We start from the raw sequence: 12,014 nt of genomic DNA, 5'->3' as shown, positions 1-12,014 counted from the left end.
CAGCGGCCCTCCGTGCATGGCGTCAAAGCGTCCACGGGGCACCTCCGGCATCGTGATCGTCACGACCGTCGCCCTGTCCCGCCGCTGCAACCAGTTCACCGAGCGCGGCCAGATCACGCTCCGCGTGGCTCTGCCGCAGGAACACCGGCAGATCCGCCAGCGCACGCGCGAAGCGCGCGTTGCGGCACAACGGGCCGGCACCGAGGGTACGCGTTGCGTGAGTCATCACGGCAATCGCGGCCTCTTCGACCACGAGGCGCGCGCGCATCGTCTCGCGTTGCGAGTCAGTCGACGGATTGGCGTCGATGCGCGCGGCGGTCTCGCGCAATACCGCGGCCGCCGCGGCCAATGCCACGTCGACCGCGCCGAGATGGGCGAGCCGATGTGGATCCGCGCGCTGCGTGGATGCGTCGCGCAGCATCCGGCCGATCTGCGCGGCGGCCCCATACCAGCACGCGGCAATACCGGCGCCGCCGTGCCAGAAGCCTGGACGCCGCACATAGGAATGCGCGCCGCCCACGAGCGTCGCCGACGCCTGGTCGAAGGTCACGTCAGCGCTTGCCGTGGCCTGCATGCCGACCGCTTGCCATTTCGACGTGTCGATAGAGATAGATGGCTGATCCATCGCGACAGCCGCCAGCACCGGTTCATCGTCCAGCCACGCGGTAACCAGCGCATGCGTGACGACACCAGCGCCCGAGCACCAGGCTTTTGTGCCTACCAGACGAAGGCCCTCGCCATCGCTTCGGATTCCTACTTTGGTCGCTTGCACGCGCGCATCGGGCGGCTCGGCGGCCCAGACACCCCACCGGCTTCCCACAGGCGGCGTGGGCCCATGCAATTCGGCGAGAATCGCAAGCGCGTCCGTGTGGCCTTCGAACAGCTTGACGAGTCCGAGATCGCACGCGGCCACTGCTGCGAGGGCGCGCCAGCGCGAGCGCGTCTCGCCGCGACCCGGCAAGGGCACAAAAGGCGCGCGGTCATACCCGTGTTCGACCAGCGCCCGCAACACATCGCCGAGCGCGGCGGGGTCATTGGGATCGAAGCGCGTGTCACGCAGAAAATTTTCAAGCGACCCGGCAGGTTGCGCATTTTTCCGGGCCCTGCTCGCCGCTGTATGGGAATCGCGAGACGCGGTCATGCCGGAACTTTGCGGCGGCCGCGCGTTGACGCCGGCCGCACGATCACGCGTATCGAGCATCGTGCCTCCCTGAAGCTGTTCGATCGAGTGCCGGCGGACTCTCAAGGGCCGCCGCGCACAAAAGACGCTCAGCAAGCGGCGTGCCGCAGGCGCTGAAACGCCTGGACACGTGACACCTTTCTTCGGGAATCAGGAATGCCGATGCAAGCCAGCCATCACACTGCTCTCGTATGAAGGAAGCGTGCGTTGCTCGAACGGCTAGCCGGGGTCGCGCCCGCTGCGCCGCGCTTCCACCTCGGCCAGCAAGGCATCGAACAGCTCGAGCTCCACCGGCTTCACGAGATGCGCATGAAAACCGGCGTCACGGGTGCGCTCGCGATCGCTCGAGTGGCCGAAGCCGGTCATGGCGGCGTACAGGGTGTGGGCAAGCTCGGGCATCGCGCGCAGCGCCGCGATGGTCGCGTAGCCGTCCATCTTCGGCATGGCAAGGTCGATCACAGCGAGGTGGGGCGCAAAGCGCGGCGCGACCTGGACCGCCTGCTCGCCCTCGTAGGCGATGCGCACCTCGTGGCCTTTGAGTTCGAGCAGCATCGCGAGACTGTCGGCCGAATCGCAATTGTCATCGACCAGCAAAATGCGCAGTGGTGCGACCTGGGTGTTCGCCGCGTTCGCCTCATCGCCCGTCGCTTCGGACGGCGCGGCGGCCAGCGGCAGACTCAGCGTAAAGGTACTGCCGCAACCCGCCCCTTCGCTGCTCGCGATAATGCTGCCGCCGTGCATCTCGACAAGCGACTTGCACAGCGTGAGGCCGATGCCGAGACCGCCCTCGCCGGCATTCTGCCCTTCCTTCTCCTGAGCGAACAGCTCGAAGATCTTGTCGAGCGAGCGCACAGGAATGCCGCAACCGGCATCGCGCACTTCGAGCACGGCCATGTGGTAATCGATACGCGCCACGACGTCGATGGTGCTGCTCACCGGCGAGAACTTTGCCGCGTTGTGCAAAAGGTTTTGCAACACCTGCACGAGACGCGTCATGTCGCCGCGCACGATCACCGGCTCGTCCGGCATATGCTGCACGACCCGCTGCTCGTGCGCATCGGTGAACGGCCGGGCTGCCTCGATCGCGCGCGCCATCACCTCGGCCAGATCCACACGGCCGAGGCGCAACTCGACCTTGTTCGACATGATCCGGCCGACGTCCAGCAGATCGTCGACCAACCGCGTGAGGTGCGTGACCTGGCGATCGATCAGGTCGCGCGAACGCGCCAGCGTGGGACTGACACCGGTTTCGAGTTGCATCACGCCAATCGCATTGCGGACCGGCGCGAGCGGATTGCGCAATTCATGAGCGAGGGTCGCGAGAAACTGCCGCATGCGTTCGCCGGAACGCTCCAGTTCCTCGCGCTGACGCCGCTCGGTCAGATCGCGCGTAACCTTGGCGAAGCCGCGCAGCCGGTTCGACTCGTCATGCATCGCGGTGATCACGACGTTGGCCCAGAAGGTCGTGCCGTCCTTGCGCACGCGCCAGCCTTCGTCCTCGACGTGTCCGATCTGCCGGGCGATTGCCAGTTCGCGCGCGGGCTTGCCTGCCGCCGCTTCCTCAGGCGCGTAGAAAACCGAGAAATGCTGGCCGACGATTTCCTCGCGCGAATAGCCTTTGATGCGCGCAGCGCCGGCGTTCCAGCTCACCACGTGGCCTTGCGGATCGAGCATGAAGATCGCATAGTCCTTGACGCAGTCGACCAGCAAGCGGAACCGCTCCTCGCTTTGCCGCAGCGCTTCCAGATACTCGCGTTGCGCGGTCAGATCGCGCGTGATCTTGGCGAAGCCGGTGAGAATGCCCGCGTCGTTGCGGATCGACGTAATCACGACGTTCGACCAGAAGGTCGTGCCGTCCTTGCGGACCCGCCAGCCTTCGTCCTCGAAGCGGCCGGTCAGCGACGCCTGTTGCAGTTCGTAGGCGGGCCAGCCGCGCGCCACCGCTTCATCGGGATAGAAACACGAAAAGTGCCGGCCGACGATCTCGTCCGTGTAGCCCGTCAGCTTCTGTGCCCCGGCATTCCAGCTAACGATCCGCCCGGTCGCGTCGAGCAGGAAGATCGCATAGTCTTCGATCGCCTGCACCAGCGTCCAGTAGTCGACGTCGGCAATCGCACTCGGGCGGGCCACGGTCGGGGCCTTGGCAGGCTTGCCGTTTTCGCCGGCAGAGGGAACATCAAGCTGTTTCATGGTGGTCCGGAATAAAGGCTACGTCCAAAAGCATACACCGCCAGTCACCGTCCGCTTCGCTTATGGTTTTACCTGAGGCCTACGCGAAAAGTCCGGCGCCGTCTTCCGCGCCGACAAAAGCGCGAGGGCAATCGCCGGGCCCCGCAATTGCTACTCGCTGATCGCACACTCATCAGAAACCAGGAGCCGCAATTGAAACAAGCATTCACCACCTTCGCTCTCGCCGCAGCGCTGGCACTCACCCACAGTGCCGCGCAGGCCGAAGGCTGTACGAAAGGCGCGGTCGTGGGCGGCGTCGCCGGCCACGTCGCGGGCGGCCACGGCGTAGCGGGCGCGGCCGCCGGCTGCGCGGTCGGCCATCACGAGGCCAAGAAGAAGGACAAGGAAGCTAGCGCGGCCGCGGCCACGAGTCAACCCGCCGGGAAATGAGTGGCATGTAGAAAAGAGCCGGTAGCGACCTGTGAATCACTACCGGCTCGATCAATCAGGAACTCACCCGGCAGCGCTGACCTTTTCCGCCAGCTTCGCGTCGTAACTGGAGTGTACGTGCACGCGCTTTTTGTCCGGATAGGCGTACGAATATGCACGGCGCAGCGCCAGCGAGGCCTCATGAAAACCCGACAGAATCAGCTTCTGCTTGTTCGGATAGTTGGCGATGTCGCCAACCGCGAAGATGCCGGGCCGCGAGCTCTCGTAGTTCGACGTATCGACATCGACGCGCCCGCCATGAATCGACAATCCCCATTGCGCGATCGGCCCGAGGTCGGCAACAAGTCCGTACAGCGCGACGAGATGCTCGGCCGCGAGTTGTGTCTCGCCCTCGATATGCCGCAACGTGATCGACTTCAATGCATCGCCTTCGACATTGAGCCCCGCAATCGCGCCGACAATAAAGTCCATCTCGCCCGCTTCGACCGCGCGCCGCATCAACTCGACACTCGAATCGGCCGCGCTGAAACCGCTGCGCCGATGCACCAGCGTCACCCGGCGCGCGACCTTGCGCAGCGCCAGTGCCCAGTCGAGTGCGGAATCGCCGCCGCCCGCCACGACCACAGTCTTGCCGGCGAAGTCGGCAAGACGTTGCACGCTGTAGTGCACATGGCGCGACTCTAGCGGCACGGCCTCGGCCAGCGCCAGCTTTTGCGGCACGAACGCGCCGTTGCCGGCGGCCAGCAGGATCGCCGCGACATCGAACACGAGGCCGCGATCAGTACGTATAGTCCAGCGCCCGTCGCCGCCCTGCTCGACCGACTCGACCCGTTGTTCGAGATGAATGGGCGGATCGAACGGCTTGCATTGGGCCAGCAGGCGCTCCACCAGTTCACGCGCGGTGCACGACGGAATGGCGGGAATATCGTAGATCGGCTTGTCCGGATAGAGCTCGATGCATTGGCCGCCGACCTTGTCGAGCCCGTCGACGATCTGGCACGACAGGCCGATCACGCCCGCCTCGAAAGCGGCGAAAAGCCCCACAGGGCCGGCGCCGACGATCAGGACGTCGGTGCGGATGGGCGGCGGTTGTTGGTCTGTGGCGGAAGTCATGCGCGATCTCGTCGGATGGGTGGATGGAGGGATAACCCACCATACCGAATCGCCCGATGCGCGGCAACGATGCCATTACCACCGGTAAGGACGCTCGGCGGGCCGCATGCGTTCGCCATTACCGAGTCGAAGTGGTTACCTGAAAATAGCCAAAATCGGTCATTTTCCAAAGCCAGTCAGGGGTCTAATCTTCACTCATCGCATCACGGAATGCGTTCTGCCCACCTCAGGAGTGAATCATGCAACAACGTCTCGACTTCTACAAAGCCAACCCTGCCGCGATCAAGGCCATGATCGGCGTTGAAGAACGCATCGGCAAATCGGCCCTCGAAAAATCGCTGACCGAACTGGTTCGTCTGCGCGCCTCGCAGATCAACGGCTGCGCATACTGCGTCGACATGCACACCACCGACGCCCGCAAGGGTGGCGAAACCGACCGCCGTCTGGCGACCGTCGTGGTCTGGCGCGAAACGCCGTTCTTCACGGACCGCGAACGCGCCGCGCTCGAATGGACCGAAGCGCTGACGCTGGTGTCGCAAGACCATGTGCCCGACGCCGTCTGGGAAGCGGTGCGCCCGCACTTCGGCGATGAGGAACTGGTCGATCTGACGCTGCTGATCTCCGCGATCAATGCATGGAACCGCTTCGCGATTTCGTTCCGCAAGCTGCCTGCCTGAGGTCACGCGCTCGAAGGCAGTTCAGTTCACTTTAGAAAAACGCCTCGCGCTGCGCCGCATCGCTCGCGACTTTGAAGGCCGCGGTCAAGTCGCTCAATTGCCGCGCCTGATCCGCGAGCGAGTTCGCGGTCGCCGCGCTTTCCTCGACCAGCGCCGCGTTGTGTTGCGTGACCTCGTCCATCTGCGTGACGGCTAGGCTCACCTGTTTGATGCCCTCGCTCTGCTCTTTCGACGCCGCCGCGATCTCGCCGACGATACGCGCCACGCGCCCGATCGCGGCTTCGATTTCCTGCATCGTATCGCCCGCTTCGTTGACGAGCCCCGCGCCGCCCTCGACGCGCGAGGTCGACTCCGCGATCAGCGCGCCGATCTCCTTCGCGGCCGCCGCCGAACGCTGCGCGAGACTGCGCACCTCGCCCGCCACCACCGCGAAACCGCGCCCCTCTTCACCGGCGCGCGCCGCTTCGACGGCCGCGTTCAGCGCGAGGATATTGGTCTGAAACGCAATGCCTTCGATCGCGGTAATGATGCCGGTCATTTTCGACGAACCCGCGTGAATCACGCGCATCGTCTCGACCATGCTGCCGACCGACGTGCGCCCGCGCGCGGCCATCTCCGAGGCACGCAACGCCAGTTCGCTCGCGTGATGCGCGTTCTCCGCGTTCAACTGCACGGTCGACGTGAGCTGCTCCATCGCCGCCGCGGTTTCTTCGAGCGATGCCGCCTGTTCCTCGGTGCGTTGCGACAGATCGAGATTGCCGGCGGCGATCTGCTGGGTCGACGACGCGATCGAATGCGAACCGGCCCGCACGGTGGTGACGGTGGCGCCGAGTTTGTCCTGCATCGACGCGACGCCGCGCAAGAGCGTCGCCATTTCGTCGTTCGAACGAATCGGCACGTGGGTCGTCAATTCGCCGGCGGCGATCGCGTCGAATTGGCGCAGCGCGTCGTTCAGCGGCGCCATGATCGCGCGGCGCAACGTGCGCCAACTAATGAACGCGACCGTCAGCCCCAGCAGAATGCTGCCGATGCACGCGTATAGCAGCGTATGAAAAAGTGTGGCCGAGCGCTCGCTCGCGTCGCTCGCCTGCTGGTTCAGATAGTCCTCCAGCGCACCCTGACTCGTGTTCATTGCCGTGTACAGACCGATCAGATGATTCGCACGGCTTTCGTCCATCCAGCTCGCGTCACCTGTGCGGATCGCCTCGATCAGTTTGTCGATGGCGTCGCGGCGCACGGCGGTGCGCTTCGTGTCGAGGTCGTCGGTGAGGTGCTGCAGTTCGGGCGTTTTCGGCAGATCACGAAAGCTGGTCCACCATTTGTCCGAATCGCCGAGCAGCATGCGCGCACGCTCGAGTTGCGCATTCAGTTGCGGCGAGTGCGGATTGCTCATCGCCCAATCGAGTCCGAAGCGCGCCCGCGACATGGCCGTGCCCGATTTGCCGAGCGCAACGACCGAGGCGAAATGGATCGTGTAGGCGTCGCGCTGCGCCTCGTTGCTTTCGTTCATGCCGAGAATGCCGAGCACGCCGGTGGCGATCAGCAGCACGCCGAGAAACGCGATGGTGATCGCGATCCGTAGATTGATGGTGAGGTTCTTGGTCATCGTGGTTTTTATCGCTCTGGCTGGTTTGGCGCTCTGGCTTATGACGTGCGGCCCCCGCGCACGTGAACGATTAAACGTTCCTTATATGGAACAATGAACCGTATATGGAAAGTATAGCGATTCACTCACTGGCGAAAGAATAAAATTTGGCGGGCGCGGTAAACGCGCAACAGGCCGGGGGCGCGCCTGTTCTGCCAATGGGCGGCGGCGCCCGGCTTGAATCGATTCGATTGACGAATTGCCAAACAACGGCACGTCGCAGTGGATCATTCTGGGATCCTATCTATATGGCACGCATCGCATGGATCCTCTATGCCGATGCGCAAACCGTCGTAGCCACGTCATTCGTGGCGCAGATCCCGGCGCCGTACGCCCTCGCCACTATTCCCCGATCCACGACCCGCGCAGATCGCTGTCGTGCAGCAATTGCAGCAGCGTGCCCGCCGGCCGGCTAAGCCGCTTCGCCGCCAGCGCGATGAATTCCACCGACGGCAGCACCGGCAGACTCGCCATGTTCAGCGGCGCCGCAAGGCCGCGCGCCGCCAGATACTGCGGACGAACCGTAATGCCGAGCCCGCCGCGCGCGGCCGCGATGCAACCGGCGTGGCTGCTGCTCGTGCACACCAACTGCCAGCTGAAGCCCGCCTCGGCGAGCGCGTCGAGCACGACGGCCCGCGTCACGCTCGGCTCGGCGACCAGAATCAGCGGCAACGGCTGGCTCAGATCGACCAGCGTGCCGGCACGCGCCAGCCACTCCAGCCGTCCGGTGAAAAGCGGCACGCCGCGCCGGTCGCCGAGCCGCCGCTTGCCGACCAGCAGATCGATCGCGCCGGCGTCGAGCAGCTCATACAGCTTGCCGGTCATGCCGATGGTGATTTCCAGCTCGACATCCGGATGCGCGTCGCGAAACGCCGCCAGCACGGTGGGTAATGGGCCGAGCGCGACATCGTCCGACGAACCGAGCCGCACGCGGCCTTTCAGACGCGGCGCGCGAAACTGCGATTCGGCCCGCGCGAGCGCCTGCAGAATCACGCTGGCGTGCGCGAGCATGGCTTCGCCGTCAGGCGTCATGGCAAGCGAATGGGTGTCGCGCACGAAGAGGCGCCGGCCCACGCTCTCCTCGAGCCGACGGATGTGTTCACTGACGCTCGATTGCGTCAGGTCGAGCCGCCGCCCCGCCTCGGTGAAGCTGTGGCAGGCCGCGACGGTCGCAAAGGTCTTGAGCCAGATAGGATTGAGCATGGGGCATTGTCGCGCCGCTTATCGGCAAAGTCGATAACAGTCAGCGTCCCTAGTGGGGTTCCCGATTGACGAGGATGTCAATATGATGACGGAATTGCCCCCAATGAATGCTTAGAGCCGGGGCGGCCGCCCGCCAGTGCCGCCACTCCGCCGCTCCGTTAAAGATGACCAAGGATTCTTCCCAGACCGCTCTGCTCTGGATCGTCGCCGCCGGCTTTTTCATGCAGTCGCTCGACACGACGATCGTCAACACCGCGCTACCTTCGATTGCGAACAGCCTGCACGTCGCGCCGCTCGCCATGCAGCCGATCGTGGTCGCCTACACCCTGACCATGGCGATGCTCACGCCCGCCTCCGGCTGGCTCGCCGACCGCTTCGGCACGCGGCGCGTCTACTTCGCCGCCATTCTCGTGTTCGTGCTCGGCTCGATCTGCTGCGCGAGCGCCCATACGCTCGGCCAACTGGTGATGGCGCGCGTGCTGCAAGGTCTGGGCGGCTCGATGCTGCTGCCGATCGGACGGCTCGCCGTCCTGCGCAGCGTCACGGGAGAACAGTACGTGGCGGCGCTCGCGTTCATTTCGGTTGCCGGACAGTTGGGGCCGATCGCCGGGCCGACGCTCGGCGGCTGGTTCGTTCAGGCGATCACGTGGCACTGGATTTTCCTGATCAACGTGCCGATCGGCGCCGTGGGCCTGTACGCGGTGCAGCGCTTCTTGCCATCGCATGGCGAAGCAAAGGCGCCACCGTTCGACTTCGTCGGTTGCGGGCTGCTCTCGCTGTGCATGATCGCGTTCTCGCTCGCCGTCGACGCGCCGGTGCCCACGCATCGCGTGGCATGGTCGGTGGCGCTGTTCGCGCTCGCCGCCGTGAGCGCGCTCGCCTACATTCCGCATGCAAGACGCCGCGTCAATCCACTCTTCAAGCTGTCGCTCTTTCGCGAGCCGAACTTCAGCGTCGGCCTGATCGGCAACCTGGTGTGCCGCATCGGTTCGAGCGCCGTGCCGTTTCTCGTGCCCTTGCTGCTGCAATTGCAACTAGGCTACTCGCCGTTGCATTCGGGCCTGATGATGCTGCCCGCGGCATTGGCCGGCACTGTCGCCAAACGCTGGATCGCGCCGCTCGTGCGCCGCTATGGCTACGACACGTTTCTGCTCGTCAACACGATCATCGTCGGTTCGTCGATCGTTGCGTTCGCACTGATTACGCGCGGCACACCGCTCGTGGTCGAGATCGCGATTCTGGCCGTGTTCGGCGCGGCCAACTCCATGCAGTTCGCGGCGATGAACAGCGTCACGCTCAAAGGCCTCTCGCATGAAGATGCGGGCAGCGGCAACAGCCTCTTTTCGATGGTGCAGATGCTCGCCATCGGGCTGGGTGTATCGATCGGCGGCGGGTTGGTGAATCTCTTCTCGGCGCAAGTGGGATCGGCAGCGCTCGGCTTTCGCCTCGCCTTCGTGTGCGTCGGCGTGATCACGCTGGTGTCGGCGTGGGTGTTTCGCCACCTCGACGAAGCGCCTGCCTCGCGCGCGGTGCACGGGCAAGCGACACAGACCGCCGGCCGCTAACCCCGGCTTTGCCTTGCTTCAGTCCGGCAAGCGAATGCCGGAAAACTCCTCGCACGCTTCGATCAAACGCTCCTGCACGGCAACGTCGCGCACCGCCGGGTGCGTCTCGCACGGCTTCATGTGATAGAAGTACGCGCCGCTGACGGTGGCCGCCGGTTCGTCGCTGGCGGCAAGCCATACCTGGGTTTTCGGAGCGGCCCGCAGATCGTCCGGTGCGCCCGGACCACCCATTTTCGTCGCCACCCAGCCCGGTTCCAGCGCGTTCGATAACACCTGAGGCCAACGTCGCGCGATCGCGAACGCCAGCAATGCATCGTGCAGTTTCGAGTCCGAGTACGCCGCCGTGCCCCGCCAGGGGCGCTGCTCCCAGGCCAGATCGGCGACGCTCGCGTCGCCGCTGCGATGCAGGCCCGAACTCAGATAGACGAGCCGCTTCGGCTTCTCGATCAAGGCGGTCAAAACGTACGGCGCGAGCGTATTGACCGCGAACACGTGCGGCAAGCCGTCGACCGTGGCGATCCTGCGCGGCTCCTGATAGCCGACGGCCGCGTTGTGGATCACCGCGTCGAAGCGGCCTAGCCGATTGACCTGCTCCGCGAGCGCGACCGTGGCCGCGATGCTCGACAGGTCGCCGGCCAGCGCGGCTTCCGCTTGCGGCACGGCGTGCAACGCTTCGTCGGCGCGCGCGGCACTGCGCGCATGCAGCACCACCTGATGGCCGGCATCGACGAGCAGACGCGCGGCCATCTGACCGAGACCATCGGCGGAACCGGTAATAAAAATACGCGACATGGGGCGTTCTCCGTTATTCAGTTCAAATATGCCCGATGCATGACGAGAATCGCATGTCTTGGTGCTTCGAGCGAACGTCAGCAGATTAACGTCCGCCGCGTGATTGACGCGATAGCCTGGCTGTCATTCCACTCATGACATGACATCATTCGCCGCCTTGCCTGGCGGCGTTTTCCCGGCGTCGGCACGTGATTTCAAACAGACTTTCGCGTTAGCATGTCACGCATTAATGAATAACAAAGGACTATCACATGCCATTTGACGAGCGCGTGCTGAACGGCATGGGCGTCTTGACGGCGATTGTCGATTGCGGCAGTTTTGCGGCGGCAGGCGTTGCGCTCGACATGTCGCAATCCGGGGTGAGCCGTTCGGTCGCGCGGCTCGAAGCGCGTCTCGGCATCCGGCTCTTTGACCGCACCACGCGCTCGGTCACGCTGACCGACGAAGGCCGGCGCTTCTACGAACAGATCGTGCCGCTGCTGGGTGGACTCGAAGAAGCCGCGGCTAGCGCCGCAGAGGGCGCGAGCGCCGTACGCGGACGTTTGCGCGTGAACATGGATCCGTTCTTTTCGCGCCTCGTGCTGGGGCCGCGGCTGGGCGGCTTTATCGACAAGCATCCCGATTTGCAGCTCGAACTGATCACCCGCGACCAGATGGGCGATCTGGTCGCCGACGGTTTCGATCTCGCGATCCGTTTCGGCGATCCGCCGGTGTCGACGCTGATCGCTCGCAAGCTGCTGGACACGCGGATTCTCACCGTGGCCGCGCCGCCGTATCTGAAGAAGCATGGACACCCGGTGAACCCGGCCGAGCTCGAAAACGGCAAGCACGTCTGCATCAAGTTTCGCGATCCGCTCACGGGCTACCCGTTCAGTTGGGAATTTCATCGCGGCCGCAAGAAGATGGCGATCACGCCGCACGGCCGTTTGACCGTGAACGACGTGGGCACCTTGCATAGCGTCTGTACAGCGGGCCAAGGCGTCGCGCAGATTCTCTCGCTCGGCGCCGAGTCGTTGATGGCGAGCGGAAAACTCGTCGAGCTATTTCCCGATTGGGGCGACGAGGTTTATCCGCTGTATGCGCTCTATCCTTCGCGGCATCATCCGCCGGCGAAGGTGCGGGCGTTTTACGATTTCATCGTGTCGCTCACGGGCGCCGCGCCGCGCGAACCGGCGGCTTGAGTCGGCGGTCCGCGACGTCCGCGCGCCGGCGAAAGGCGC

At 64.7% G+C, this 12,014-nt stretch carries 10 protein-coding genes; 4 read left to right on the top strand and 6 right to left on the bottom strand.

The features are described 5' to 3' along the window. Window positions 1-22: 22 nt before the first annotated feature. Window positions 23-1,201, bottom strand: a complete 1,179-nt coding sequence (locus ACQKRQ_RS12615) for an acyl-CoA dehydrogenase (RefSeq protein ID WP_427477257.1) — start codon at window positions 1,199-1,201, stop codon at window positions 23-25. Between the two features lie 198 nt (window positions 1,202-1,399). Continuing rightward, window positions 1,400-3,370 (bottom strand): hybrid sensor histidine kinase/response regulator, encoded by a 1,971-nt coding sequence (locus tag ACQKRQ_RS12610; protein WP_427477255.1) that lies wholly within the window; start codon window positions 3,368-3,370, stop codon window positions 1,400-1,402. Between the two features lie 192 nt (window positions 3,371-3,562). Here ACQKRQ_RS12610 and ACQKRQ_RS12605 point away from each other — a divergent pair, with 192 nt between their 5' ends. Next, a complete protein-coding gene (locus ACQKRQ_RS12605; protein ID WP_427477253.1) occupies window positions 3,563-3,799 on the top strand; it encodes a hypothetical protein in 237 nt (78 codons plus the stop codon). 63 nt (window positions 3,800-3,862) lie between these two features. Here ACQKRQ_RS12605 and ACQKRQ_RS12600 read toward each other — a convergent pair whose 3' ends face one another. Continuing rightward, window positions 3,863-4,912 (bottom strand): NAD(P)/FAD-dependent oxidoreductase, encoded by a 1,050-nt coding sequence (locus ACQKRQ_RS12600; protein WP_427477251.1) that lies wholly within the window; start codon window positions 4,910-4,912, stop codon window positions 3,863-3,865. Between the two features lie 239 nt (window positions 4,913-5,151). On the opposite strand from ACQKRQ_RS12600, the gene ACQKRQ_RS12595 reads away from it, so the two are divergent. Further along, window positions 5,152-5,589 (top strand): carboxymuconolactone decarboxylase family protein, encoded by a 438-nt coding sequence (locus ACQKRQ_RS12595; protein WP_132374251.1) that lies wholly within the window; start codon window positions 5,152-5,154, stop codon window positions 5,587-5,589. 31 nt (window positions 5,590-5,620) lie between these two features. Here the strand turns inward: ACQKRQ_RS12595 and ACQKRQ_RS12590 are convergent, their stop codons facing one another. Both ACQKRQ_RS12590 and ACQKRQ_RS12585 read right to left on the bottom strand, forming a co-directional pair. After that, window positions 5,621-7,195, bottom strand: a complete 1,575-nt coding sequence (locus ACQKRQ_RS12590; RefSeq protein ID WP_427477249.1) for a methyl-accepting chemotaxis protein — start codon at window positions 7,193-7,195, stop codon at window positions 5,621-5,623. Between the two features lie 381 nt (window positions 7,196-7,576). After that, window positions 7,577-8,437 carry a LysR family transcriptional regulator gene (locus ACQKRQ_RS12585; RefSeq protein WP_427477247.1) on the bottom strand — a complete coding sequence of 287 codons (861 nt, stop codon included), beginning with the start codon at window positions 8,435-8,437 and terminating at the stop codon, window positions 7,577-7,579. Between the two features lie 164 nt (window positions 8,438-8,601). On the opposite strand from ACQKRQ_RS12585, the gene ACQKRQ_RS12580 reads away from it, so the two are divergent. Next, on the top strand, window positions 8,602-10,002 hold the full coding sequence (locus ACQKRQ_RS12580; protein ID WP_408310929.1) for a DHA2 family efflux MFS transporter permease subunit: 1,401 nt from the start codon (window positions 8,602-8,604) through the stop codon (window positions 10,000-10,002). A gap of 18 nt (window positions 10,003-10,020) precedes the next feature. Here the strand turns inward: ACQKRQ_RS12580 and ACQKRQ_RS12575 are convergent, their stop codons facing one another. Further along, on the bottom strand, window positions 10,021-10,794 hold the full coding sequence (locus ACQKRQ_RS12575; protein ID WP_427477244.1) for an SDR family NAD(P)-dependent oxidoreductase: 774 nt from the start codon (window positions 10,792-10,794) through the stop codon (window positions 10,021-10,023). 251 nt (window positions 10,795-11,045) lie between these two features. Here ACQKRQ_RS12575 and ACQKRQ_RS12570 point away from each other — a divergent pair, with 251 nt between their 5' ends. After that, window positions 11,046-11,975 (top strand): LysR family transcriptional regulator, encoded by a 930-nt coding sequence (locus ACQKRQ_RS12570; RefSeq protein ID WP_427477242.1) that lies wholly within the window; start codon window positions 11,046-11,048, stop codon window positions 11,973-11,975. Window positions 11,976-12,014: the final 39 nt, after the last annotated feature.

The sequence above is a fragment of the Paraburkholderia sp. NPDC080076 genome (genome assembly GCF_050281145.1).
Lineage (GTDB): Bacteria > Pseudomonadota > Gammaproteobacteria > Burkholderiales > Burkholderiaceae > Paraburkholderia.
Note: the sequence above shows the minus strand (reverse complement) of the source record. Positions and strands in the feature narration are given on the sequence as shown.

What these genes read in the sequence shown, in the direction of transcription:
- ACQKRQ_RS12570 (WP_427477242.1), top strand. Translation starts at nt 11,046, where the DNA reads ATGCCATTTGACGAGCGCGTGCTGAACGGCATGGGCGTCTTGACGGCG.
- ACQKRQ_RS12590 (WP_427477249.1), bottom strand. Translation starts at nt 7,195, where the DNA reads ATGACCAAGAACCTCACCATCAATCTACGGATCGCGATCACCATCGCG.
- ACQKRQ_RS12595 (WP_132374251.1), top strand. Translation starts at nt 5,152, where the DNA reads ATGCAACAACGTCTCGACTTCTACAAAGCCAACCCTGCCGCGATCAAG.
- ACQKRQ_RS12615 (WP_427477257.1), bottom strand. Translation starts at nt 1,201, where the DNA reads ATGCTCGATACGCGTGATCGTGCGGCCGGCGTCAACGCGCGGCCGCCG.
- ACQKRQ_RS12610 (WP_427477255.1), bottom strand. Translation starts at nt 3,370, where the DNA reads ATGAAACAGCTTGATGTTCCCTCTGCCGGCGAAAACGGCAAGCCTGCC.
- ACQKRQ_RS12600 (WP_427477251.1), bottom strand. Translation starts at nt 4,912, where the DNA reads ATGACTTCCGCCACAGACCAACAACCGCCGCCCATCCGCACCGACGTC.
- ACQKRQ_RS12575 (WP_427477244.1), bottom strand. Translation starts at nt 10,794, where the DNA reads ATGTCGCGTATTTTTATTACCGGTTCCGCCGATGGTCTCGGTCAGATG.
- ACQKRQ_RS12580 (WP_408310929.1), top strand. Translation starts at nt 8,602, where the DNA reads ATGACCAAGGATTCTTCCCAGACCGCTCTGCTCTGGATCGTCGCCGCC.
- ACQKRQ_RS12585 (WP_427477247.1), bottom strand. Translation starts at nt 8,437, where the DNA reads ATGCTCAATCCTATCTGGCTCAAGACCTTTGCGACCGTCGCGGCCTGC.